The organism is Longimicrobium sp. (genome assembly GCF_035474595.1).
In the GTDB taxonomy this organism is placed as follows: Bacteria; Gemmatimonadota; Gemmatimonadetes; order Longimicrobiales; family Longimicrobiaceae; genus Longimicrobium.
Genome location: NZ_DATIND010000014.1, coordinates 14,405 through 38,586, shown reverse-complemented (window position 1 = coordinate 38,586; position 24,182 = coordinate 14,405). Strand labels below are relative to the sequence as shown.

Annotated in this window: 17 protein-coding genes and 1 riboswitch; of the genes, 12 read left to right on the top strand and 5 right to left on the bottom strand. The window is 70.9% G+C overall.

Going from position 1 to position 24,182, the window contains the following annotated elements:
- Positions 1 to 154: 154 nt before the first annotated feature.
- The 8 genes from VLK66_RS02615 to VLK66_RS02580 all read left to right on the top strand — a co-directional run bounded on the left by VLK66_RS02615 (position 155) and on the right by VLK66_RS02580 (position 10,893).
- A complete protein-coding gene (locus tag VLK66_RS02615; RefSeq protein ID WP_325307659.1) occupies positions 155 to 892 on the top strand; it encodes a TonB-dependent receptor plug domain-containing protein in 738 nt (245 codons plus the stop codon).
- 268 nt (positions 893 to 1,160) lie between these two features.
- Positions 1,161 to 2,285 carry a DUF4142 domain-containing protein gene (locus VLK66_RS02610; protein ID WP_325307658.1) on the top strand — a complete coding sequence of 375 codons (1,125 nt, stop codon included), beginning with the start codon at positions 1,161 to 1,163 and terminating at the stop codon, positions 2,283 to 2,285.
- A 158-nt stretch (positions 2,286 to 2,443) separates the two neighbouring features.
- Complete coding sequence (locus VLK66_RS02605; RefSeq protein WP_325307657.1) at positions 2,444 to 3,025, top strand: class I SAM-dependent methyltransferase; 582 nt, start codon at positions 2,444 to 2,446, stop codon at positions 3,023 to 3,025.
- A gap of 762 nt (positions 3,026 to 3,787) precedes the next feature.
- Entirely contained in the window at positions 3,788 to 3,943 is a 156-nt protein-coding gene (locus VLK66_RS02600) for a hypothetical protein (protein WP_325307656.1), read from the top strand.
- A 150-nt stretch (positions 3,944 to 4,093) separates the two neighbouring features.
- Positions 4,094 to 5,146, top strand: coding sequence for a GntG family PLP-dependent aldolase (locus VLK66_RS02595; RefSeq protein WP_325307654.1), 1,053 nt, complete (start codon positions 4,094 to 4,096; stop codon positions 5,144 to 5,146).
- A gap of 149 nt (positions 5,147 to 5,295) precedes the next feature.
- Complete coding sequence (gene recA, locus VLK66_RS02590; RefSeq protein ID WP_325307653.1) at positions 5,296 to 6,357, top strand: recombinase RecA; 1,062 nt, start codon at positions 5,296 to 5,298, stop codon at positions 6,355 to 6,357.
- A 719-nt stretch (positions 6,358 to 7,076) separates the two neighbouring features.
- Entirely contained in the window at positions 7,077 to 8,975 is a 1,899-nt protein-coding gene (locus VLK66_RS02585; protein ID WP_325307651.1) for a potassium transporter Kup, read from the top strand.
- Positions 8,976 to 9,006: 31 nt separating this feature from the next.
- The gene (locus VLK66_RS02580; protein ID WP_325307650.1) at positions 9,007 to 10,893 is read left to right on the top strand and encodes a potassium transporter Kup; all 1,887 of its coding nucleotides are present in this window, start codon (positions 9,007 to 9,009) and stop codon (positions 10,891 to 10,893) included.
- Positions 10,894 to 11,134: 241 nt separating this feature from the next.
- On the opposite strand, the gene VLK66_RS02575 is transcribed toward VLK66_RS02580, so the two are convergent.
- On the bottom strand, positions 11,135 to 12,613 hold the full coding sequence (locus VLK66_RS02575; protein ID WP_325307649.1) for a S8 family serine peptidase: 1,479 nt from the start codon (positions 12,611 to 12,613) through the stop codon (positions 11,135 to 11,137).
- Positions 12,614 to 12,678: 65 nt separating this feature from the next.
- Positions 12,679 to 12,759, bottom strand: a riboswitch (cyclic di-GMP riboswitch).
- A 476-nt stretch (positions 12,760 to 13,235) separates the two neighbouring features.
- Between VLK66_RS02575 and uvrA the strand changes: the two genes are divergently transcribed.
- Positions 13,236 to 16,115: an excinuclease ABC subunit UvrA gene (gene uvrA, locus VLK66_RS02570; RefSeq protein WP_325307648.1), complete on the top strand. Its 2,880-nt coding sequence runs from the start codon at positions 13,236 to 13,238 to the stop codon at positions 16,113 to 16,115.
- Between the two features lie 181 nt (positions 16,116 to 16,296).
- Here the strand turns inward: uvrA and VLK66_RS02565 are convergent, their stop codons facing one another.
- Entirely contained in the window at positions 16,297 to 17,718 is a 1,422-nt protein-coding gene (locus VLK66_RS02565) for a phenylacetate--CoA ligase family protein (RefSeq protein WP_325307647.1), read from the bottom strand.
- Between the two features lie 401 nt (positions 17,719 to 18,119).
- Between VLK66_RS02565 and VLK66_RS02560 the strand changes: the two genes are divergently transcribed.
- Positions 18,120 to 18,731: a hypothetical protein gene (locus VLK66_RS02560; protein WP_325307646.1), complete on the top strand. Its 612-nt coding sequence runs from the start codon at positions 18,120 to 18,122 to the stop codon at positions 18,729 to 18,731.
- An 89-nt stretch (positions 18,732 to 18,820) separates the two neighbouring features.
- Here VLK66_RS02560 and VLK66_RS02555 read toward each other — a convergent pair whose 3' ends face one another.
- The gene (locus VLK66_RS02555) at positions 18,821 to 19,015 is read right to left on the bottom strand and encodes a hypothetical protein (RefSeq protein WP_325307644.1); all 195 of its coding nucleotides are present in this window, start codon (positions 19,013 to 19,015) and stop codon (positions 18,821 to 18,823) included.
- Between the two features lie 301 nt (positions 19,016 to 19,316).
- On the opposite strand from VLK66_RS02555, the gene VLK66_RS02550 reads away from it, so the two are divergent.
- Positions 19,317 to 20,087, top strand: coding sequence for a glucose 1-dehydrogenase (locus tag VLK66_RS02550; RefSeq protein ID WP_325307642.1), 771 nt, complete (start codon positions 19,317 to 19,319; stop codon positions 20,085 to 20,087).
- Positions 20,088 to 20,499: 412 nt separating this feature from the next.
- Entirely contained in the window at positions 20,500 to 23,172 is a 2,673-nt protein-coding gene (locus VLK66_RS02545) for an MGH1-like glycoside hydrolase domain-containing protein (RefSeq protein WP_325307640.1), read from the top strand.
- Positions 23,173 to 23,348: 176 nt separating this feature from the next.
- On the opposite strand, the gene VLK66_RS02540 is transcribed toward VLK66_RS02545, so the two are convergent.
- Together VLK66_RS02540 and VLK66_RS02535 are read right to left on the bottom strand one after the other, a co-directional pair.
- Entirely contained in the window at positions 23,349 to 23,792 is a 444-nt protein-coding gene (locus tag VLK66_RS02540) for a helix-turn-helix domain-containing protein (protein ID WP_325307638.1), read from the bottom strand.
- The gene (locus VLK66_RS02535; protein ID WP_325307636.1) at positions 23,750 to 24,148 is read right to left on the bottom strand and encodes a type II toxin-antitoxin system RelE/ParE family toxin; all 399 of its coding nucleotides are present in this window, start codon (positions 24,146 to 24,148) and stop codon (positions 23,750 to 23,752) included. Before VLK66_RS02535 ends, VLK66_RS02540 begins: the two co-directional genes overlap by 43 nt.
- Between the last annotated feature and the right edge of the window lie 34 nt (positions 24,149 to 24,182).

The window sequence follows — 24,182 nt, the reverse complement described above, 5'->3', positions numbered from 1 at the left end:
GCGGCATCGATACGGGGAACGCCCCATGCCGCGGCCCGGGGCGTGCAAGAAAATCCCCTCGCCGTACGTTCCACCGGCGGCACCCCGCCCGGGGCGCCCCACCCGGCCGTCCGGCCCGCCGCCGGACCCGTTTCGTCAATGCGGGAGGCACGCCATGCGCCCGCTCACCGCCCTGGCGGCGCTCTTCTGCGCCGCCGCCCCCGCCGCCGCGCAGTCGGTGCACGGCCGCGTCCTGGAGCGCGGCAGCGACCGCCCCGTGAACAGCGTGCTGGTGGAGCTCCGCGCCGGCAGCGCCGTGCGTGGCCGCGCGCAGACCGACACCACCGGCGCCTTCCAGATCGACGTTCCCGGCGCGGGCACCTACCGCCTGGCCGCCGACCGGGTGGGGTACGCGTCGCTGCTGTCGGACGACGTGAAGATCGACTACCTGGACTCGGTGAGCGTGGTGATGCACATGACCACCGAGGCGGTGGCGCTCGATCCGGTGCAGGTGAGCGCCACGCCGCGGCAGCCGCCGGCGTGGCTGGCCGGCTTCTACGGCCGCATGCACTCCAACCGCTTCGGGCGCTTCATCACCCGCGACCGCATCGAGGCGCTGAACGCGTCGCGCACCTCCGACGTGCTGCGGCGCGTGGCGGGGCTGTCGTTCCGCCCCACGCGGCGCGGCACCGAGGCGGTGCGCGGGCGCGGCGGGTGCGAGCCGCTGGTGTTCATCGACGGGATGCAGGTGAGCATGTACGGCGCCACCACCACCATCGACGACCTGGTGCAGCCGGGCGACCTGGAGGGGGTGGAGATCTACGACGCCTCCACCATCCCCGTGGAGTTCGTGCGCAACCTGCGCGGCTCCATGTGCGGCGCCATCGTCATGTGGACCAAGCTCCACGTCTGACCCCCATCTTCATCCGACGACGAGCCCTCCCCGGCCGATCCGGGGAGGGCTTTGTCGCGTCTGCCCTACATCGCTGAGACCCAGCGGGATGGAGGAACACGGGGATGGCGGATCTGCTTCCATCTTCTTCATCCCCATACGCTTATGGTGTTTCGATGGTCTCGCCTTTGCAACGGGTTTCCGCCCCACCCGGACGGATGGTTGACGTGAGGGAGTGCGGGCCCGGAGGGCGCCCGCGTGGATGCGGAAACCGTTTCAGGAGGGGAAGATGGCAACACTCGAAGGGAGCCCGGCGCGCAGGCTGGCGGTGTGCGGCGCCGCCGTGCTCGCGCTCACGGGGTTCGCCGGGGCGCGCGGGGTGATGGCGGGCGATCCCGGGACGCCCGAGTCCGCGGCGCACCACACCCTGCTGGCCATCAACGCCGGCGAGGTGGAAGAGGGCCAGCTGGCGGCCAGCCGCGCGGTGAACGCGCGCGTCCGCGACTTCGCGCACGTCATGGTGGGCGAGCACGGCGACGCGGTGGGGCGGCTGCAGCAGTCCATGGTGCGCGTGGGGCTGGCGGGGAACGACCTGGCCGCGGCCGGCTACAACCGCGGCAGCAACGCGCGGGGCGTGGACGCGCACGGGCACCCCATCCCCGAGAACAACTCCGGCTCGCCCAACGGCAGCACCGGCTTCAGCGCGGCCGGCACCGACCTGAACCGCGACCCCGGCAGCGGGCAGCCCATCGTGGCCAACAACGGCGCCGCCAACGGCGTGGCGGTGGGCCCCGGCAACGTGAGCGCGAACGCCACGCGAACCGTTCCCGCCGGCTCCGGGTCGATGAGCTCCGAGCCCGCGCAGGGCACCCCGGCCGGGCAGGCGCTGGGAAGCAACGCACAGCTGCTGGATCGCAACGGCAAGCCCATTCCCGAGAACAACTCGGGGAACCCCACCGGCACCGTGGGCGAGGGGCGCAGCGTGTTCGCGGCCGACGCGCCGCGGCCCGCCGGCCCCGGCGGCGACCACCCGGGCGGGAAGCCGGCCGCCGTGCAGCCGGACATGCATTCCGGCCACCACATGGCCGCCGGATCGGGGTCCATGGGGCTGTACTCGGTGGGCGACCCGCGGCTGCACGCCATGCTGATGGACAACACCTGGAGCCGCCCCATCGTGCAGGACCACATGCGCGCCATGGACCGGCTGCAGGCCTTGCGCGGGGCGGCGTTCGACCGGGCGTACATGGACCGCCAGATCGCCGCGCACCAGTACGCGCTGCGCACCATCGACAACATGCTTCCCTCGCTGCGCGCCGGCGCCTCGGCCGGAACGGTGCGGATGACCGAGGAGATGCGCGCGTCGGTGGTACGGCACCTGGCCCAGGCGCAGCAGATCCGCGCCGGGCTCCGCTGACGGCCTGAAAGGACCGTCCAGCACCGCCGATCCGGGCCGCCGCCCCGCTGCAAGGGGGCGGCGGCCCGCATTGTGCGCTTGCGCGGCGCGGCCCTTCGGCGGCAGCTTGCCTGTTTCGGAGAGATTATCCCCACGCGCACGAAGGACGGAGAGACGGAATGGCGAAGACGGCGGCGACCCGGCGCAGGCAGATGATGCTGTTCGCGCGGAACTTCTTCAAGCACCCGCGCATGCTGGGCTCCATCATCCCCAGCTCGCGCTTTCTGGTGCGCGACCTGATGCGGCAGGTGGACTGGCGCCGCGCCCGCGTGATCGTGGAGTACGGCCCCGGCGTGGGCAACATCACCGCCGAGGTGCTCAAGCGCATGCACCGCGACGCGCGCCTGGTGGTGTTCGAGACCAACGACGACTTCGTGGAATTCCTCCGCCGCTCCATCCCCGACCCGCGCCTGACCGTGGTGCACGGCTCCGCCGCCGACGTGGCCCGCGTGCTCGAGGAGCACGGGCTGGGGCAGGCCGACTGCGTGATCTCCGGCATTCCCTTCAGCACCATGCCCGAGCAGGTGGGCACGGCCATCGTGCGCGCCACGCGGCGGTCGCTGCGGCCGGGCGGGCGGTTTCTCGTCTACCAGTTCTCGCGCGAGGTCTCGCGCTTCCTGAAACCCGAGTTCCGCGACATCCGCGAGGCCTTCGAGCCCCTGAACATCCTCCCCGCGCGCCTCTACTTCTGCTCGGTCTGACGGCAGGCAGATGATCGCGGGCGGTTGATCGATCGGGAACGGCGCCGGCAGCATCGGCGCCGTTCTTTTTTGTGGTCGTACTTCCGTACTGCGGTATTCGGGCGTGTTTGGCGCCTGGGCGCCAAACCGGGCTGCGCGCGCCGTAGGCAACGATACAGCTGTTGCCAACGGCGCCGGGCCACCGCCGCGCCGTAAGTCGATGCGGTCCACATCATCGCTGCGCGCGCGGCGGCGTCCCGGCCCTTCGGGCGCGCATCCCTCACGCGGGTGCGCGCCCGAGGCGCCCGCGCCGCCCTCACCCCGCGCCGGAGGGCGCGACCCTCTCCCGTCCCGGGAGAGGGTGGCCGTCCAGCATCCGTGCCGTTTGTTCGACCATCCTCGCACCGATGTGTGGAGTGGCGCCGATGCCGGAAAGCTACCTCTCCCGGTACGGGAGAGGTGGACGGCCTCGGCCGGCCGGAGAGGGCGCGATGCGGCGGGCGCGCGCCGACAGGCCTTCCTGCACCTCCCGATCGATTCCATCCTAAATCCTGACGTCCACCACGAGCATCTTGACAGCAAACCGGGCCAGAATTACAGTGCGTCAGACGGTGTTCACTTTGTCCGGCAATTCCAGAAAATCCAATTTGTCCAGCCGTGAAGTCCGTGGATTTCGCCTTCCGTGAAGCCGTCGCCGTCGGTCGACGAACCTGCGGGAAGTGCCGATATCAGCAGCAGCGCCGCGGCGAAAGCGCCGCCCAACCTCGAACGCGAAACCTCACCATGAACGAGCTGAGCAGCGTGCTTCGCGAAGTCCTGCGGGCCCTGGGAGTGGAGCAGTGCGCGCCCGTCGGCCTCGCCCGCGGCGGCGTGGACGCGGTGCCGGACGCGGGCGATCTGCACGAGCGCGTGCAGCCGCGGGAGTTCACCCGCGCATGAGCACCGTGCCGTACGCGGCAAGGTGGACGGCGGACGCCTTCCGGCGCGCGCGCCGGGCGTGGGAGCGGGGCTTGTCTCCGGCGGCCCGGCGGGGGATCTTGTCGCCGTTCCCCCGCGCCCGAACCGCCCTGCGCCCCCTGGACCGCGCCCATGCCGCCCAGCACCCCCCAGCCGCCCGTAGACCTGCGCTCCGACACGGTCACCCGGCCGTCCCCCGAGATGCGCCGCGCCATCGCCGAGGCCCCGGTGGGCGACGCGGTGCTGGGCGACGACCCGACCGCCGCCGAGCTGGAGCGCTACGCCGCCGAGCTGCTGGGCAAGGAGCGCGCGCTCTTCTTCCCCAGCGGGGTGATGGCCAACACCGCGGCCATCCTCACCCTGGCCGAGCCGGGCACCGAGGCGGTGATCGACTCCACCGGGCACATGCTGAACTGGGAGGAGAACGCCGCGGCGCAGCTGGGCGGCGTGCAGTTCCGCGCCGTGTTCACCCGCGACGGGCTGCTCCGCCCGGAAGACGCAGCCGAGGCCATCCGCCCGGTGTCGCCCTTCCTCCCGCGGACCTCGGTGCTCTGCCTGGAGAACACGCACAACGCCGCCGGCGGGCGCGTCCTCCGCCTGGTGCAGCTCCAGGCCGTGGCCGAGGTGGCGCGCGAGCGCGGCATCCGCGTGCACCTGGACGGCGCGCGCCTCCCCAACGCCGCCGCCGCCACCGGCGTGCCCATGGCCGACTACGCCGCGCCGGCCGACACGGTGATGGTGGCGCTCTCCAAGGGGCTGGGCGCGCCGGTGGGCTCCATCCTGGCCGGGAGCGCGGAGCTGATGGAAAAGGCGTGGCGCATCCGCCGGCGGCTGGGCGGCGGGATGCGGCAGGCGGGGATCCTGGCCGCCGCGGGGCTGTACGCGCTGCGCAACAACCTGGCGCGGCTGGAGGACGACCACCGCCGCGCCGACGCGCTGGCCCGCCGCTGCGCGCGCGACGGCGTGGCCGCGCTGAAGCCGCAGAGCAACATCGTCATGCTGGACCTGGAGGACGAGCGGCTGGACCCCGCCGCCCTCCTCCGCGGGCTGGCCGAGCACGGGGTGTGGATGACCCAGTTCGGCCCCCGCCGCCTGCGCGCCGTCACCCACATGGACGTGGACGACGCGGGCATCGAGCGCGCCGCCGCGGCCTTCGGCGAGGTCGTCGACGCGCTCCGCGCCTGAGCCGGTGAAAGTTTTCGCGGCGCCGCACGAAACCCTTGTGCGGAGCGCCGCCCGGATGTAAACTTTCGGGTGTTCTTCGGGAACCGCACGTTGCGTCCGGGGTATCCAACGCCCACAGCACGCCCCTTCCAACGAGAGATCTGACCGCGATGATCAGCACCAAGGCGGACGCCGCCACCGAGGACCGGAAGAAGGCCCTGAACGTGGCCATCGGCACCATCGAGAAGGCGTACGGAAAAGGCTCCATCATGCGCATGGGCGTGAACGGGCCCATGGTCAAGGTCAGCGTGATTCCCACGGGCGCCATCAACCTCGACGCCGCCATCGGCATCGGCGGGGTGCCGCGCGGGCGGATCACCGAGATCTACGGTCCGGAAAGCTCCGGCAAGACCACGCTCTGCCTGCACGTGATCGCCAACGCGCAGCGCGCCGGCGGGATCGCCGCCTTCATCGACGCCGAGCACGCGCTCGACATCGAGTACGCGCGCAAGCTGGGCGTGGACGTGGACAACCTGCTGGTGTCGCAGCCCGACACGGGCGAGCAGGCGCTGGAGATCTGCGAGGTGCTGGTGCGCTCGAGCGCGCTGGACGTGATCGTGATCGACTCGGTGGCCGCGCTGGTGCCGCGCGCCGAGATCGAGGGCGAGATGGGCGACAGCCACGTGGGGCTGCAGGCGCGGCTCATGAGCCAGGCGCTGCGCAAGCTCACCGGCGCCATCAACCGCTCGCAGACGACGGTCATCTTCACCAACCAGATCCGCGAGAAGATCGGGGTGATGTTCGGCAACCCCGAGACGACCACGGGCGGGCGGGCGCTGAAGTTCTACGCCTCGCTGCGCATCGACATCCGGCGCATCGGGAGCATCAAGGACAAGGAGGTGCTGGTCGGGAACAAGACCCGCGCCAAGATCGTGAAGAACAAGGTGGCGCCGCCCTTCAAGCAGGCGGACTTCGACATCATGTTCAACGTCGGCATCGACCACTTCGGGATCATCGTGGACCTGGGGGTGGAGAACGACGTGATCAACAAGTCCGGCGCCTGGTTCAGCTACGGCGACGTGCGCCTGGGGCAGGGGCGCGAGAACGCCAAGGCGTTCCTGCAGGAGAACCCGGACCTTGCCGCCGACATCGAGAAGAAGGTGAAGGACGTGCTCGGCATCAACGGCGTGGCCGCCGCCGGCGACGAAGGCGCGGCGGGCGGCTTCGACTGAGCCGCGGCTGGAACCGCGCGTCAGCCGGCCGGCCGCAGACACCGGGATAGAGCTCGGCGGGGCAAGGACCCCTCTTCCGCGCGGCGGGGGAGGGGTCCTGTCGTGAGAGGCGGCGGAGCAGGTTGCGATCGGGGGAACTGCAGGCGGTGCGTCGGGCCGGCATCGCGCCCTCTCCGGCCGGCCGAGGCCGTCCACCTCTCCCGTACCGGGAGAGGTAGCTTTCCGGCATCGGCGCCACTCCACGCATCGGTGCGAGGATGGTCGAACAACGGCCCGGATGCTGGAGGGCCACCCTATGCCGGGACGGGAGAGGGTCGCGCCCTCCGGCGCGGGCTGAGGGCGGCGCGGGCGCCTCGGGCGCGCACCCGCGTGAGGGATGCGCGCCCGAAGGGCCGGGAACCCGCCGCGCCCGCGCGGACGCGGGAGAATCGCGCCGATGCAAGGCGCGGCGGGGGCCCGGCGCGGTTGGCAACAGTCGTATCGTTGCCTACCGCGCGCGCAGCCCGGTTTGGCTTCTCGGCGCCAAACACGCCCAGACCCCGCAGTTCTTCTGCGTGAAACCAGGGGCCCAGCCGTTGACGCTCGGGGCCGCGCGCGCAAGCTTGTCGGCGCTTCCCGCGTGAGCAGCGCAACCGGCACCCGGGTTGCAACGTATCTCCGGCGGCGCGGGCGGGGATCACCCGTCCGCGGCGCTGGATCGGAACCGGCTATCGGAAAACGTGACCGCAACGCAACCGCACGAGGGCGCGCCCAGGGGACGGTACCTCCTCACGCTCTCCCTTGGTGCGCTGGGGGTGGTGTACGGCGACATCGGCACCAGCCCGCTCTACGCACTCCGCGAGTGCTTCCACCACTCCACCGGCATTCGCCCCACCCACGACAACGTGGTGGGGATCCTGTCGCTGATCGTGTGGTCGCTGATCCTGGTGGTGTCGGTGAAGTACCTGGTGTTCGTGATGCGCGCCGACAACCGGGGCGAGGGGGGGATTCTGGCGCTGCTGGCGCTGGTGGCGCCGCCGCGCGAGGCGCCGCCCCGCGGCACGGCCATGGTGCTGGCGCTGATGGGCGTGTTCGGCGCCGCGCTGCTGTACGGCGACGGGATGATCACCCCCGCCATCACCGTGCTGAGCGCGGTGGAGGGGCTGAACGTGGCCACGCCCTTCTTCGAGCCGTACATCATCTTCATCTCCATCGCCATCCTGGTGGGGCTGTTCGTGGTGCAGAGCCGGGGGACGGCGGCCATCGGGCGCATCTTCGGGCCGGTGATGCTGCTCTGGTTCGGGGCCATCGCGGTGATGGGGCTGGCCGAGGCGGTGCGCTTTCCCGCGGTGTTCGTGGCGGTCAGCCCGTACTTCGCCATCCGCTTCATGGTGCACCACGGGTACACGGGGTTCCTGGTGCTGGGCTCGGTGTTCCTGGTGGTCACCGGCGGCGAGGCGCTGTACGCCGACATGGGGCACTTCGGCCGCGACCCCATCCGGCTGGCCTGGTTCACGCTGGCGCTGCCGGCGCTGCTGCTGAACTACTTCGGGCAGGGCGCGCTGCTGCTGCGCGACCCGTCGGCCGTGGAGAACCCGTTCTACCGGCTGGCGCCGGCGTGGGCGCTGTACCCCCTGGTGGCGCTGGCCACCGCCGCGGCGGTGATCGCCAGCCAGGCGCTGATCACCGGCGCGTTCTCGCTCACGCGGCAGGCGGTGCAGCTGGGGTACAGCCCGCGCGTGGACGTGGAGCACACCTCGGCGCGCGAGATCGGGCAGATCTACATCCCCGGGGTGAACTGGGTGCTGATGATCGCCTGCATCGCGCTGGTGGTGGGGTTCGGCAGCAGCAGCAACCTGGCCGCGGCGTACGGGATCGCGGTGACGGGAACGATGGCCATCACCACCATCCTGTTCTACTTCGTGGCGCGCCGCCGCTTCGGGTGGACGGCGGTGCAGGCGGGGATCCCGGCCTTCTTCTTCCTGATCATCGACCTGGCGTTCTTCCTGGCCAACGCCACCAAGATCGAGCACGGCGGCTGGTTCCCGCTGCTGGTGGGCGCCGTGGTGTTCACCGCCATGACCACGTGGAAGACGGGGCGGCGCATCCTGGGGCAGCGGATGGTGGAGACCTCGCTGCCGATCGACCTGTTCCTGGAGGACGTGCGCCGCAACCCGCCGGTGCGGGTGCCGGGGACGGCGGTGTTCATGTACGGCAACCGCCAGGGGACGCCGCCCGCGCTGCTGCACTCGCTGAAGCACTACAAGGTGCTGCACAGGACGATGGTGTTCCTGAATGTGGAGACGCACGAGACGCCGCTGGTGGCCGACGAGCAGCGCAGCGAGGTGGAGGAGCTGGGCGAGGGGTTCTACCGGGTGACGCTGAGCTACGGCTTCATGGAAGACCCCAACGTGCCGCAGGCGCTGGCGAACGTGCACTTCGAAGGGCTGGACCTGAGGCCGGCGCACACCAGCTTCTTCCTGGGGCGCGAGACGCTGATCCCCTCGCGGCGCCCGGGGATGGCGCTCTGGCGCGAGCAGCTGTTCGCGCTGATGTCGAGGAACGCGCGCACCGCCACGTCGTTCTTCGGGCTGCCACCCAACCGGGTGGTGGAGCTCGGCGCGCAGATCGAGCTGTGAGCGCACCCCGGACCCACCGCCGGAGCACGAGTTGAGCGAGCATTCGCGAGAGCAGCCGCAGGGCCGCTACCTGTTCGTGCTGGCGCTGGCGGCGCTGGGCGTGGTGTACGGCGACATCGGCACCAGCCCGCTGTACGCCATGCGCGAGGCCTTCCGCCCCGCGGGGGGGATCGCCGCCACGCCGGCCAACGTCCTGGGGATCCTGTCGCTGATCTTCTGGGCGCTGATCGTGGTCATCTCCGTGAAGTACCTGGTGTTCGTGATGCGCGCGGACAACCGGGGCGAGGGGGGGATGATCGCGCTGACCGCGCTGGTGGTGCCGCGGCGCGCCAGCACGGGGAAGGCGGGGATCCTGGTGCTGCTGGGGCTGTTCGGCGCGTCGCTGCTGTACGGCGACAGCATGATCACCCCGGCCATCTCGGTGCTGAGCGCGGTGGAGGGGCTGGAGGTGGCCACGCCCTTCTTCTCTCCCTTCGTGGTTCCCATCACCATCGCCATTCTGGTGGGGCTGTTCGCCATCCAGAGCCGCGGCACCGCCGGGATCGGGCGGGTGTTCGGGCCGGTGACGCTCCTCTGGTTCCTGGTGCTGGCGGCGCTGGGCCTGTCCGAGATCGTGCGCCACCCGCAGGTGCTGGCGGCGCTGAACCCGCTGCACGCGGCGCGCTTCTTCGGGCGCAACGGGAGCGCCGGCTTCCTCATCCTGGGGTCGGTGTTCCTGGCGGTCACCGGCGGCGAGGCGCTGTACGCCGACATGGGCCACTTCGGCAAGCGGCCCATCCGCCTGACCTGGTTCGCGGTGGTGCTTCCCGCGCTGGTGCTGAACTACTTCGGGCAGGGGGCGCTGATCATCCGCGACCCCTCTGCGGCCGAGCACCCGTTCTTCCTGCTGGCCCCCGCGTGGGCCACCTATCCGCTGGTCACGCTCTCCACCGTGGCCACGGTCATCGCGTCGCAGGCGGTGATCTCGGGGGCGTTCTCGCTCACCCGGCAGGCGGTGCAGCTGGGATACCTCCCGCGCGTGCACATCGAGCACACCTCGTCGCGCGAGATCGGGCAGATCTACATCCCGGGGGTGAACTGGCTGCTGATGATCGCCGCCATCGGGCTGGTCGCGGGGTTCAAGGAGTCCAGCAGCCTGGCCAACGCGTACGGGGTGGCGGTGACCACCGACATGGTGTTCACCACGCTCCTCTTCAGCGCGGTGGCGCGGGCGCGGTGGGGGTGGGCGTGGTGGCGGGTGGGCGTGCTGGCGACCGCGTTCCTGGTGGTGGACCTGGCGTTCTGGGGGGCCAACCTGGAGAAGATCCCGCACGGCGGATGGTTCCCGCTGGTGGTGGCGGGGGTGATCTTCACGCTGATGACCACCTGGAAGCGGGGGCGGCAGATCCTGGCCACGCGGATGCACGCCACCACGCTGCCGTTCGACCTGTTCCTGGCCGACCTGCAGAGGAACCCGCCGGCGCGCGTTCCCGGGACGGCGGTGTTCATGTACGGCAACACCGGCGGCACCCCCCCGGCGCTCCTGCACAACCTGATGCACAACAAGGTGCTGCACGAGCGCGTGGTGCTGCTGACCGTGGAGACGGAGGAGATCCCCGTGGTCGACGCCGCCGAGCGGATCTCGGTGGCCGACGCGGGGCACGGCTTCTACCGGATCTCGGTGCGCTACGGCTTCACCGAGGAGCCCGACGTTCCCGGCGCGCTGGCGCAGGTGCGGCGCCCGGAGCTGGACCTGAGCCCCATGAAGACCAGCTACTTCCTGGGGCGCGAGACGCTGATCCCCTCGAAGAAGCCGGGGATGGCGATGTGGCGCGAGCACCTGTTCGCGGTCATGAGCCGCAACGCGCGCACGGCGACGTCGTTCTTCGGACTGCCGCCGAACCGGGTGGTCGAGCTGGGCGCGCAGATCGAGTTGTAGATCGGGAAAGTGCGTGAGTGCGGGAGTGCGGGAGTGCGTTGGATTGGTGGGTGAGTCGGGCATTGCTGCGAGGCGACGAAAAGACGGCCTCACGCGGAGACGCGGAAGGCGCAGAGAACTCATCGCCGCGGTGAGTTCTCTGCGTCTCCGCGTCTCCGCGTGAGATCCAGCGAGGCAGGGGAAAAGAAAGCGGGCGGATCCGCTGGGGATCCGCCCGCATCGTTCGTGCGCGATGCGGCGCTTACAGGCCGAGCGCGCGGGCCACGTCGATGCGGCCGCGGCCGTAGAACGGATCCGGGCCGGCGGGGCCCAGGTCGATGGCCGTGCTGGTGATGCGGTCCTTGATGGCGCCCAGGTCGCTCGCGCCGTACTCGGCCATCAGCAGCGCCGCGAGCCCCGCCACGTGCGGCGACGCCTGGCTGGTGCCGATGACGCCGCTGAGCCGGTTCCCCGCCGCGCAGGCGGTGATGGTGGGCACGCCCGTCGCGCTCACGCTGGCGATGCGGTCCTTGGGGCAGTACGACCACACCCACGAGGCGATGTCGTTGCCCCACGGCCAGGCCGACACCGTGAAGCCGTGCGCCGCGTCGGCGTTGCCGCCAGGACCGGCCACGGTCACGGCCGAGCGGCCGAAGTTGGTGAAGTACGACGAGTTGTCGGGGTTCGCGGTGACGACCTCGGGGCCGACCGACGACACGCACACCACGTGCGGCGCGTCGCAGTAGCTCACGAAGGTGTTGCCGTTGTGGTCAAGGTCGGCGGCGTCGTTGCCGGCCGACACCACGATCATCATCCCCTTGCGGTGCGCGTAGTTGAACGTGCGGTTGATGATGGAGATGACGGGACCGCGGGCGACCTTGGAGAAGCTGGAGCCCAGGCTCATGTTGGCCACGTTCGCGCCCTGGTCGGCCGCGTACAGCACGCCCGAGAGCACGGCGCTCAGCGAGCCCGAGCCCGAGCGGTTCAGCACCTTCACGCCGATCAGCGTGGTGCGCGAGGTCACGCCGGCCAGCGCGAACGCCTTGCTGCTGACCTGCGTGGCCACGTTGGTGCCATGGCCGTTGAAGTCGGTGATCAGGTTGCGGGTGGGGAAGTAGTGGACGGCGATCGAGTCGTCGGTGGGGATGAACGACCTCGAGCGGGCGAGGTCCACCAGGCCGTTCAGGTCGGCGATGTTGTAGTCCAGCCCGCTGTCCAGGATGGCCACGGTGATGCTGGAGGAGCCCAGCTTGCCGGCGGCCCAGGCGGTGGGGGCGTGGATCAGCCGCATGTTCCACTGCCACGCGTAGCGCGCGGCGGTGGTGGGGTTGGTCTGGCTCTGCGCCTGGTCGTTCGCGAAGGCGGCCAGCTCGCTGACGTCCATCTCGGCGGCGGGCTGCGGGTCGTCGAGCGTGATGGCCACGTCGGCCTGCACGTCGGACACGCCGTTCATCCCCTTGATCTTCGCGGCCGCGGCGTCGTCGAGCCCGCCGACCACGGCGAAGCCGGAGTTGCCGTGCTCGAAGACCATCGTGCCGCCCAGCGCCTGCACCTGCGCGGCGAACGTCGCGGGGACCTTGTTCCCGTTGAACACCACCATGTACTGCCCGGCGCCGGGGGCGGCGGAAAGGGCGGGGGCGCGCGGCGCGGCCGGGGCGGGGCCCGTGCTGTCGGCCGAGCAGGCGGCCAGCCCCAGGGACAGGGCCACCAGGAACGCCGGCACGATACGGAACTGCTTCATCGCGGGTCCTCCAGCTAGGAAGGGTGTTTGCCGGCGCCACGATGCGCCGGCGGGGGTCGACCCTGTTCGGGAGCCGGACGGTCTCCACGCGCGGGAGACTCCTGGCTTTGCGGACCGGCCTCGCGGCCGGGGTGCCATTGTCGGGAAGGGCTGCGAACGCTTGCCACGGCGCGGATGCTCCGCGGTGGTGCGCTGTTTTCTTGTGGGATTCTGCGTAAAACGGAAGCGATGTCCGCCGCCTTCGGGAACTTCGGAACCACGGGGACAGGCCACAATGATAACCGTGGAACGAGCGTTCGTCAACGCTTCAGGATTCTCCGTAAGTCGTTGTCCCGCAATCGGATCGCAATCGAAGGGGCCGCAAGCGACGGAAGGGCCCGGACGGCGCGCCCGCCCGGTTCCGTAACCCGGATCCATCCCGCAAAGACGCACAGCCGCGGGAGATCGATGGCATTTCTGCGTCTCCGCGTGGCGCCGCCCGCCGGTCCGTCTCTCGAAAGGTGCCGGGCCCGCATACCGATCCACCGTACTCACGCACTCCCGCCTCCCGCACTTCCGCACTCCCGCACTTTGTCAGCGGGGGACGGTTGAATGACGCGGCTCACTGCGGTAACTTTCAGGGATGCCTGAAGAAAGCCTGATCGTCCGCGGTGCCCGCGAGCACAACCTCAAGAACATCGACGTCGAGATCCCCCGCGACCGGCTGACCGTGATCACGGGGCTGTCGGGGAGCGGGAAGAGCTCGCTCGCCTTCGACACCATCTACGCCGAGGGGCAGCGGCGCTACGTGGAGAGCCTGTCCGCGTACGCGCGCCAGTTCCTGGGGATGATGGAGAAGCCCGACGTCGACTCCATCGAGGGGTTGTCGCCCGCCATCTCCATCGAGCAGAAGACCGCCGGCCGCAACCCGCGCTCCACCGTGGGCACGGTGACCGAGGTGTACGACTACCTGCGCCTGCTCTGGGCGCGGGTGGGCGTTCCCCACTGCCCGAGCTGCGGGAAGCCGGTGGAGCGGCAGAGCGCGTCGCAGATCGTGGAGCGGGTGATGGCGCTCCCCGCGGGAACGTGGGTCGAGGTTCTCGCGCCGGTCGTCCGCGGCCGCAAGGGCGAGTTCCGCGAGCTCTTCGAGGAGATGCGGAAGAAGGGCTTCACCCACGCCCGCACCGACGGCGAGAACCACCGCCTGGAGGAGCCGCCCACACTGAACCGCCGCGCCAACCACGACATCTCCGTCTTCGTGGAGCGCAAGGTGGAGGTGCGCGAGGACGACCGGCAGCGCATCGCCGACTCGATCGAGACCGGCCTGCGGACGGCGGAAGGCGTGGTCGAGGTCATCGCCCATCCCGAGAGCGGCGAGCCGGCGCGCGAGCTGTACAGCGAGGCGTACGCCTGCGCCGAGTGCGGGGTCAGCATCCCCGAGCTGGAGCCGCGCCAGTTCTCGTTCAACTCGCCCTTCGGCGCCTGCCCCGACTGCGGCGGGCTGGGCACGCGCAAGGAGCCCAACCCCGAGCTGGTCCTGGCCGACACCTCGCTCTCCATCCTGGAGGGCGTGGTGCTGCCTTGGGGCGTCCCGCGCGGGCACCTGCGGGGGACGATCCTGGAGGGGCTGGCGGCGGCGCTCGGCTTCGACCTGAACACCCCGTGGCGCGACCTGCCCGAGAACGCGCGGCAGGTCCTGCTGTACGGCGCGCCAGGGGGCGAGGGGAAGAAGGGCGCGCCGAAGCTGCGCTGGGGGGGGATCCTGAAGGACGTGGCCGCGCGCTACAAGGAGACCACCAGCGAGTCGATGCGCGAGACGCTGGAGGAGTACATGTCCACCCTCCCGTGCGCCACCTGCGGCGGCGCGCGGCTGCGCCCGGAGAGCCTGGCGGTTACGCTGGACGGCCGCTCCATCGGCGAGGTGGTGGCGATGCCCGTCTCCGAGGCGCACGCCTTCTTCGAGCGGGTGGACCGGCTCCCGTACCTTTCGCGCGAGATCGCCGGGCCGATCCTGAAGGAGGTGAAGGAGCGCCTCTCGTTCCTGGTGAACGTGGGGCTGGAGTACCTCACGATGGGGCGCTCGGCCGAGACGCTCTCGGGCGGCGAGGCGCAGCGCATCCGCCTGGCCACGCAGATCGGCTCGCGGCTCTGCGGCGTGCTGTACATCCTCGACGAGCCCTCCATCGGCCTGCACCAGCGCGACAACCGCCGGCTGCTGGAAACGCTCATCCAGCTGCGCGACCTGGGGAACACCGTGCTGGTGGTGGAGCACGACGAGGAAACCATCCGCGCGGCCGACCACGTGGTGGACCTGGGCCCGCGCGCCGGGCGCCACGGCGGCGAGATCATCGCCGAGGGCACGGTGGACGACATCCTCGCCGCGCCCGCCTCGCTCACCGGCGCGTACCTGCGCGGCGAGCACCAGATCCGCATCCCCGAGCACCGCAAGGAGCCGCGGCCGGGGCACGAGCTGGTGATCCGCGGCGCGCGCGAGCACAACCTGCGCAACCTGGACGCCCGCATCCCCCTGGGGTGCTTCGTGGCGGTCACGGGGGTCAGCGGCTCGGGAAAGAGCACGCTGGTGAACGACATCCTGTGGAACGCCATGGGGCGCCGCTTCTACCGGGCCAAGACCGTTCCCGGGCTGCACGCGGGGATCGACGGGCTGGAGCTGCTGGACAAGGTGGTGGACATCGACCAGAGCCCCATCGGGCGTACGCCGCGGTCGAACCCGGCCACCTACACCGGGCTCTTCACCATCATCCGCGACCTGTTCTCGGACCTGCCGGAGAGCAAGATGCGCGGCTACACGCCGGGGCGCTTCTCGTTCAACGTGAAGGGCGGCCGGTGCGAGGCGTGCCAGGGCGACGGGCTGGTGAAGATCGAGATGCACTTCCTTCCCGACGTGTACGTGCCCTGCGACGTGTGCCGCGGGAAGCGCTACAACCGCGAGACGCTGGAGGTGTTCTACAAGGGCCACTCCATCGCCGACGTGCTGGAGCTGACGGTGGACGACGCGCTGGAGCTGTTCGAGGCGGTGCCGCGGCTGCGCCGCCACCTGCAGACGCTCAGCGACGTGGGGCTCGGATACATCCACCTGGGCCAGAGTGCCACCACGCTGTCGGGCGGCGAGGCGCAGCGGGTGAAGCTGGCCAGCGAGCTCTCCAAGATCGCCACGGGGCAGACCTTCTACATCCTGGACGAGCCGACCACGGGGCTGCACTTCGAGGACGTGCGGATGCTGCTGGAGGTGCTGCACAAGCTGGTGGACCGCGGCAACACCGTGCTGGTGATCGAGCACAACCTGGACGTGATCAAGACGGCCGACTGGATCATCGACCTGGGCCCCGAGGGCGGCCCCGCCGGCGGCCGCATCGTGGCCGAGGGCCCGCCCGAGGTGGTGGCGGCGGTGCCGGACTCGTTCACCGGCCAGTTCCTGGCGCCGATGCTGAACGGCCGCGTGGCCGCCGTCGCCCCCGCGGACCCCAAGCCGCGGCGGGGGCGCAAGGCGCGGACGGCGTGACGGACCGGGTCCGGCGGTAAAGAACGGGGCGCTGCTTCAAACGGCAGCGCCCCGTTTCTTCATGAAGAAGAAGCCTCCCACGTATGGCCCGGAGGACGCAGCGAAAGGCGCGGTCCGTCCCACCCTCCGCGTCCTCCATGAGAGATGGAAAGATCGCCAGCCGGGCTCGCGAATCCGGAGCTCACGCCGTCGCCGGATCGCTCTCGTCGTCGCGGGCGCGGATCCAGTCGTTGCGCACGGTGCGGAGCTTTCCGTTGGGCGAGCGCTCGACCTCGTCGACGCGGCGCACGATGGCCTCCATGCCGTCGAGCCGCTCGGCGACGTCGGCGCGGATGAGTTCTTCCAGCGCGGGCGGAAGCGGCGCGTCGCTGACCAGCCGGACCTCGAGCGTGGAGGGGCCGGTCTGCACCACCTGGAACTGGCGGAAGCCGCCCCCATCGCTCCACAGCCGCGACAGCACGTAGTCGATCCGCTCGCCGTGCCAGCGTCGGCCGAGCGGGGTGTACACCACGTCCTGGATGCGCCCGTCGATGTTCGCCAGCGTGGGGAAGGGCCGTCCGCAGGGGCAGGGCTCCGTGCTGGTCGTGGCGCGGTCGCCCAAGCGGTAGCGGATCAGCGGCGTGTGCAGGTTCACCAGATCGGTGACCACGACCTCGCCGGTTTCGCCAGGTGCTACGGCGCGTCCAGCCTCGTCCAGCACCTCCACCAGACAGGTCTCGGTCATCAGGTGCATCCCGCCGAGCGGGCAGGCGTACGCGATCGCCCCCAGCTCGCCGCAGCCGTACTCGTTCTGCACCGGCGCGCCGAACACGCGGGAGATGTCTTCGCTCTGGCGCGGCGAGAGCGGCTCGGCGGTGGGGACCACGAGGCGGATGCCGGGGACGCGCCCGTTCCACCCGCGCCCCTCGACGTGCTCGGCGAGGAGGTGGATGAGCGAGGTGTAGCCGTACATCCACGCCGGGCGGAAGCGCACGAGCCGGTTCCAGTGCCGGTCCAGCTGCGCCGGATCCAGCTCGGTGGCCGCGAAGCGGATGCGGTGCGTGGCGAGGTCGGCCAGCGCGGACTTCAGCCGGCGGGGGCGGGTGAGCGGCGTCCCCCAGAAGCGGGCCACGCGGTCGCCGGGCCCGATGCCGAACCACCCCTGCGCCATCCAGCTCACCGCGCGCTCCCGAGCCACGCCGTCGGCGCCCTTCACCACGCGAACCGGCGCGCCGGTGGAGCCGCCGGTGCTCTTGACCGTGGTCCTTCCCCGGAAGCCGCGGCAGCGGAGCTCGTCGGCGTGGTCCTGCAGCGTGCGCTTTTCCAGCAGCGGCAGCGTGCCGAGCACCTCCCGCGCGGAGCCGACCGTCACGCCGGCGGGGATGCGCGCGCGGTACCACGGCGACTCGGCGGCCGCCCAGGCGAGGAGCCGCGCCAGCTTTTCGTCCTGGCGGCGCGCCAGCGCGCCGGGGGCGAGCCGCTCGGCCTCGCGCAGCTCGCGCAGGTGGACGGAGATGCGGCCCTCGCCACGCAGCGCGGTCGCCAGCGGATACACCACGTGCCGGTGCAGCGCCGTGGCGAGCCGGACGGCCCTCCCCTCCCGGGGAACGGGCCGGGTCACCACGGGCGGATCAGGCCGGGCGGCGCGGCGCGGCGGCCGGTGCGGTTCGCGAGGCGGTGCGCGGCGGCGGGCATGGGTCGGGAGAGCGGGACCGGAGCGGAAGCGCGCGGGAGATGCGGAGACGCCGCGTGGAGCGTCCGTCCCAATATGTCCGCTGCGCGGGACGCGAGAAAGGGCGGCGGCGGAGCTCGCCCGCGCATCGCCGTCTCCGGCCGGCGGCGCGGGCCGGACGGCAGTTGTGCGGGGCGTACGGATGAACGTATGTTTTTCGCGGCCGGCTTCGCGATCTCCTCCCGATCGAAGCGGCAGCGGCGGCAAGCCGATCGCGGCGCGCAGGTCCGGCTCGCGGGCCGGATCCTCTCCCGCCGCTCCTCCGACCCCTCCCGTCTTTCATGGAACGGCCGATGACCCGACGAATCGTTCCGGCCGCCGCGCTGGCGGCGCTGGCTTCCACGCGCCTGGCGGCGCAGATCGCGCCGGAGACGGTGCGCGCGATCGCCCCGGGCACGCGCATCCGCGTCTCGGCGGTGGCGGTGGAGGACCGCATCGCGTCGCGCGACGCCAACGACATGCAGTGGCGCACCGGCGTGCTGCACGAGGTGACGGCGGACGGCATCGTGCTGCAGACGAACCCCGGCCGCGCGGATGCGCTGGTGACGGTGCCCTTTGGCGTGATCCAGGAGGTGCAGGTGAGCCGCGGCAACCTGGACGTGCGCCGCGGCGCCCGGCGCGGCGTGCTGCAGGGCGCCGCCGCCGGCGGGATGTTCGGGGTGATCGTCCTTGGCGCCAACGCGCTGGTCGGCAACGTGGACTGCCAGCCCGGCTTCGAGTGCGACAACGAGATGCCCACCGGAGCCGCCGTGGCCATCGTGGCCGGCGGAACCGCGGGCGGCGCGCTGATCGGCGCGCTGGTGGGCACCCGCGCGCGCGAGGTGTGGGAGCCGGCCGCGCGGCACGTCTCCGTGGCTCCGGCGCGGACGGGCGGCACGGGGGTGGGGCTGTCGTTCGGCTTCTGAGCGACCTGCATCTCTCCACCGGAAAGGGCGTTGGAGCGGGGGACGAGGGGGCACGCCGGAACGCCGGCGTGCCCTTTCGCGCGCCGCGGCTACTTCGTGTAGACGATGCAGGGCTGCTGCTGCGTGTTGCACGAGGTGCCATCCACCCCCGTGTTGCAGTAGTTGCTGCACCCGTTGAAGCTGACCTCGTTGGCGTGGACGGTGCCCATCGCCGTGCCACGGGTCTCCGACAGCGGGAACGAGACGACGTCGAGCTCGTCGAGCATCAGCCTGAGCTTGGTCATGGAACTCTCCTCGGTGTGGTGTGGTCCTGCGGAGAGGTGCGCGATCGCGCCCCCCATCATCTCGGACGGGATTGGCCGGGCGCGGGTTTGTCCTGGAGACAAACAGATGGTTTCTCCAGATCGAGACGGCGGGGCGCGCGGGAGAGGCACTGGCCCGGGGCTCGCGCCGTTTGCGCATCTCCCGCCCCGCGCGTAGTGTCATCTCCTCTCCACCGGCCCGCCCACCCGCGCCGGCGCGCGTAACCTCATCGGTGCGCGCGCATCCCATCTCCCAGAACGGCACTCAGCGGGAGGGATTTCCATGCGTCTGAAGGACAAGGTCGCGCTCGTCACCGGCGCCAGCAGCGGCATCGGGGCGGGGATCGCGGCGCGCTTCGCTGCGGAGGGGGCGCGCGTGGCGGTGAACTTCCGCCCCGGCTCGCCGAAGGACCGGGACGCGGCCGAGGCGGCCGTCGCGGGCTTCGGCGCGAACGCGATCGCCGTGGAGGCGGATGTGTCGAAGCACGACCAGGTGGAGGCGATGGTGGCGCGCGTCGTGGAAGCCTTCGGGCGCATCGACATCGCCGTGAACAACGCGGGGATCGAGATCAACAAGCCGTTCCTGGAGACGACCGACGAGGAGTGGAACCGCGTGCTAGGCGTGAACCTGCAGGGCGGCTTCTACGTGAGCCAGGCGGCGGCGCGGGCGATGGTGAAGCAGGGCGGGGGAGGGCGGCTGATCTTCATCTCGAGCGTGCACGAGGACATCCCGTTTCCCAACTACACCTCGTACTGCGCCAGCAAGGGCGCCATCCGGATGATGATGCGGAACCTGTGCATCGAGCTGGCGCCGCACGGGATCACCGCCAACAACATCGCGCCGGGGGCGATCGCCACGCCCATCAACCAGACCGTGCTCGACAACCCCATCGCATTCAAGAATGCCGTGAGCGAGATCCCGCTTGGGAGGTTCGGGAAGCCGGAGGAGGTCGCCTCGGTCGCCGTGTTCCTGGCGAGCGACGAGGCGAGCTACGTGACCGGGAGCACGTACTACGTGGATGGCGGGCTGACGCAGCAGGTGACGATGTATTGAGGCCGCGCTCCGCGCGGGAGTGCGGGAGTGCGGGAGTGCGGGAGTGCGATGGATTTCCGCGCGGAGCCGGAAGGCGGGTGCTCGCTTCGGCCCACCCGGCGAATGGAATTCGCGGGCAACAACCGCACAAAGTCCCTGCGGGACTGCGGCCGCGGCATCGGTCGCGGCGACTCGCATCGGGGTGGCCTCTGGCGGGAGGGCTCCGCGTGAGGGATGCGCGCCCGGAGGGCCGGGAAACCGCCGCGCGCGCGTCGATGATTGAAAAACGCGCCGGCGCCTGGCGCGGCGGGGGCCCGGCGCGGTTGGCAACAGTCGTATCGTTGCCTACCGCGCGCGCAGCCCGGTTTGGCGCCTCGGCGCCAAACACGCCCTGATCCCACGTCTTCAATTCTTCAGATCACACTACCATCCGATGACCGAGGAGCAGAGGCGGCTGGAGGAGGTGCGCACGGGGACGCCCTGGCGGCGGTGGGGGCCGTACCTGGCCGAGCGCGCCTGGGGAACCGTGCGCGAGGACTACAGCCCCGGCGGCGAGGCGTGGCAGAATTTTCCGCACGACCACGCCCGCAGCCGCGCCTACCGCTGGAACGAGGACGGGCTGCTGGGGATCTGCGACCTGGACCAGTACCTCTGCTTCGCGCCGGCGCTGTGGAACGGCCGGGACGCGTTCCTGAAGGAGCGCATCTTCGGGCTCACCGGGCCGGAGGGGAACCACGGCGAGGACGCGAAGGAGTACTGGTACTACCTGGACAACGTCCCCACCCACGCCTGTATGCGCGCGCTGTACAAGTATCCGCAGCGCGCCTTCCCGTACGAGCGGCTGCTGGACGAGAGCCGCCGCCGCACCCGCGACGACCCGGAATTCGAGCTGCTGGACACCGGCGTCTTCGACGACGATCGCTACTGGGACGTGCAGGTGGAGTACGCCAAGGCGGCGCCGGACGACGTGCTGGTGCGCATCACCGCCTTCAACCGCGGGCCCGACGAGGCCACGCTCCACCTCCTCCCCACGCTCTGGTTCCGCAACAACTGGTCGTGGACGCACCACGGCACGTCTCCGTCGCTCACCCTTCTCCCCGTCGAGGCGCCGGCCGACGGCTGCCTGCAGGTGCTCGCCGACCACCCCACGCTGGGGCGCTACCATTGGACGTGCGAGGGCGCGCCGGAGCTGCTGTTCACCGAGAACGAGACCAACACCGAGCGCGTCTTCGGGTCGCCCAACGCGCAGCCGTACGTGAAGGACGCCTTCCACGAGCGCGTGGTGCACGGCCGCGCGGACGCGGTGAACCCGGAGCGCCGGGGGACGAAGGCGGCGGCGTGGTACCGGCTCACCGTCCCCGCCGGCGCGCAGGCCACGGTGCGGATGCGGCTCTCGGCGCGGATGTACTCGCCGCCGCAGGAAGCGTGGGAAGATTTCGACGCGGTGTTCGCCGCGCGCGTCCGCGAGGCCGACGAGTTCCACGCCACGCTGATGCCGCCCGAGGCGAGCGACGACGAGCGGATGATCCAGCGGCAGGCCATCGCCGGGCTGCTGTGGAGCAAGCAGTTCTACCACTACGACGTGCACCGCTGGCTGGCCGGCGACGCGGGGCAGCCCCCGCCGCCGATGGAGCGGTGGGGCGGGCGCAACCACAACTGGCTGCACCTGAACAACCACGACGTGATCTCCATGCCCGACAAGTGGGAGTATCCCTGGTACGCGGCATGGGACCTGGCCTTCCACTGCATCCCGCTGGCGCTGGTGGACGCCGACTTCGCCAAGGACCAGCTCGTGCTGCTGCTGCGCGAGTGGTACATGCACCCCAACGGGCAGCTTCCCGCGTACGAGTGGGCGTTCGGCGACGTGAACCCGCCGGTGCACGCCTGGGCCGCCATGCGCGTGTACCAGATCGACCGGCGGATGCGCGGCGGGAAGGGCGACGTGCACTTCCTGGAGCGGGTGTTCCACAAGCTGCTGATCAACTTCACCTGGTGGGTGAACCGCAAGGACGCCGAGGGGCGCAACGTGTTCCAGGGCGGGTTCCTGGGGCTGGACAACATCGGCGTGTTCAACCGCAGCGAGGAGCTGCCCGGCGGCGGGTACCTGGACCAGAGCGACGGCACCAGCTGGATGGCGATGTATTGCCTGAACATGCTGGCCATCGCCCTGGAGCTGGCCAGCCAGGACGACTGCTACGAGGACGTGGCGACCAAGTTCCTCGAGCACTTCTTCCACATCGCCCACGCGATCAACGACCGCCCCGCCACGATGGGCGACGAAGGCGTGGACCTGTGGGACAACGAGGACGGCTTCTACTACGACCTGCTGCACTACGACGGGTGGATGGCGTACGTGAAGGTGCGCTCGATGGTGGGGCTGATCCCGCTGCTGGCGGTGGAGACGCTGGACGCCGAGCTGCTGGAGAAGCTCCCCGGCTTCCGCGCCCGCCTGGAATGGTTCCTCCGCAACCGCCCGGACCTGGTCGGCGACGCGGCGTCCGTCACCCGCGCGGGAGAGATGGACCGCCGCCTGTTCGCGGTGGTGAGTGAGAAGCGCCTGCGCGCCATCCTCACGCGGATGCTGGACGAGAGCGAGTTCCTGTCGCCGCACGGCGTCCGCTCGGTGTCGCGCCACCACGCCGCCAACCCGTACCGCATGCGGCTGGGCGACCAGACATACGAGGTGCGCTACGAGCCGGCCGAGTCGCGCAGCGGCCTGTTCGGCGGGAACAGCAACTGGCGCGGGCCGGTGTGGTTCCCCATCAACTACCTGATCGTGGAGGCGCTGCAGAAGTTCGACTGGTACTACGGCCCGTCGTTCACGGTGGAGTGCCCGGTGGGCTCGGGGAGGATGCTGACGCTGTGGGAGGTGTCGGTGGAGCTGTCGCGGCGCCTCATCTCCATCTTCATCCGCCACCAGGGGCGCCGCCCCGTGTTCGGCGGCGTGGAGCGCTTCCAGACCGATCCGCACTGGCGCGACCTGCTCGCCTTCCACGAATACTTCCACGGCGACGACGGAGCGGGGCTGGGCGCCTCGCACCAGACGGGATGGACCGCGCTGGTCGCCAAGCTCATCCAGCAGAGCGGCGTGCCGGCGGTGACGTGAGGGGAGTGCGGGAGTGCGTTCTGGATGCGGCCGCCGTGCACGTGCGCCAGGCATGCGCCACGATGAAGTCCGCGAAGGCGCCGCGAAGGCGGACTGCGTGATGTGGTAGCCGCGAGTTCACGCGCATTTTTCCACCACAGATGCATGAAGCCCCGCGTCGGCCGGCGCGGGGCTTCCTACTTCTGATCGTCGTCGCGGCGGGTGCCGAAAGGGACGCGGCTCTCGGCGACCATGCGCGGCCAGCCGCGGTCGCGGTACTCGGTGGCGCGGGTGCCGTAGACCGCGTCGGTCAGCGCCTCGGGGTGCACGTCGGCCACCTGCAGGAGGCGGCGCGTGGGGCCGTCGGGCTCGCGCGCGCCCTGCTCCCACGCGCGGACGGTGCTGGCGCTCACGTTCAGCATCTCCGCGAACACGGGCTGCGAGAGCGAGAGCCGGCGCCGGATCGCGCGGATCTGCTCGGCGGTGTACGCCGGCGCCGGCGTGGCGCGCGCATGCCGCGCGGTGATGTCGACGCGGTCGACGCGCGCGGCGGGAAGCTCGCCGCGCTCGAAGGCCACGGCCTCTTCGAGGGCCCCGATCAGCGCGTCGCCGAACGCGCTGCCGCTGTCGCTGCCGGCCATGCTGCCTCCTCGGCCTGGAGTTGCGCCACGAGCTCGCGGACGCGCCGCTTCTGCTCGGGCGTGAGGTTGCCCTGCTCGTTCTTGGCGAAGCAGAGCAGGAGGTAGATTTTCTGGCGCACCTCGACGTACAGGTACACCACCCGCGCGCTGCCGCTTTTGCCGCGGCCCTCGATGGCCGCGCGCACCTTGCGCACCCCGCCCGTGTCGCGGAGAACCGCCCCCGCCCGCGGCTGCTGGAGCAGCGTGAGCTCCAGCTCGCGGATGTCTTCGGGAGAGAGAACCCCCTGCGCCGTTCGCTCGAACGACGGCAGGAACACGAACTCGAGGAAGTGCGCCCGCGCTCCCGTGCTGTACATTGGCAGTATAACACCCGGTAGCAGTTTTGGCAAG

What these genes read in the sequence shown, in the direction of transcription:
- VLK66_RS02615 (WP_325307659.1), top strand. Translation starts at nt 155, where the DNA reads ATGCGCCCGCTCACCGCCCTGGCGGCGCTCTTCTGCGCCGCCGCCCCC.
- VLK66_RS02610 (WP_325307658.1), top strand. Translation starts at nt 1,161, where the DNA reads ATGGCAACACTCGAAGGGAGCCCGGCGCGCAGGCTGGCGGTGTGCGGC.
- VLK66_RS02605 (WP_325307657.1), top strand. Translation starts at nt 2,444, where the DNA reads ATGGCGAAGACGGCGGCGACCCGGCGCAGGCAGATGATGCTGTTCGCG.
- VLK66_RS02600 (WP_325307656.1), top strand. Translation starts at nt 3,788, where the DNA reads ATGAACGAGCTGAGCAGCGTGCTTCGCGAAGTCCTGCGGGCCCTGGGA.
- VLK66_RS02595 (WP_325307654.1), top strand. Translation starts at nt 4,094, where the DNA reads ATGCCGCCCAGCACCCCCCAGCCGCCCGTAGACCTGCGCTCCGACACG.
- recA (WP_325307653.1), top strand. Translation starts at nt 5,296, where the DNA reads ATGATCAGCACCAAGGCGGACGCCGCCACCGAGGACCGGAAGAAGGCC.
- VLK66_RS02575 (WP_325307649.1), bottom strand. Translation starts at nt 12,613, where the DNA reads ATGAAGCAGTTCCGTATCGTGCCGGCGTTCCTGGTGGCCCTGTCCCTG.
- uvrA (WP_325307648.1), top strand. Translation starts at nt 13,236, where the DNA reads ATGCCTGAAGAAAGCCTGATCGTCCGCGGTGCCCGCGAGCACAACCTC.
- VLK66_RS02560 (WP_325307646.1), top strand. Translation starts at nt 18,120, where the DNA reads ATGACCCGACGAATCGTTCCGGCCGCCGCGCTGGCGGCGCTGGCTTCC.
- VLK66_RS02555 (WP_325307644.1), bottom strand. Translation starts at nt 19,015, where the DNA reads ATGACCAAGCTCAGGCTGATGCTCGACGAGCTCGACGTCGTCTCGTTC.
- VLK66_RS02550 (WP_325307642.1), top strand. Translation starts at nt 19,317, where the DNA reads ATGCGTCTGAAGGACAAGGTCGCGCTCGTCACCGGCGCCAGCAGCGGC.
- VLK66_RS02545 (WP_325307640.1), top strand. Translation starts at nt 20,500, where the DNA reads ATGACCGAGGAGCAGAGGCGGCTGGAGGAGGTGCGCACGGGGACGCCC.
- VLK66_RS02540 (WP_325307638.1), bottom strand. Translation starts at nt 23,792, where the DNA reads ATGGCCGGCAGCGACAGCGGCAGCGCGTTCGGCGACGCGCTGATCGGG.
- VLK66_RS02535 (WP_325307636.1), bottom strand. Translation starts at nt 24,148, where the DNA reads ATGTACAGCACGGGAGCGCGGGCGCACTTCCTCGAGTTCGTGTTCCTG.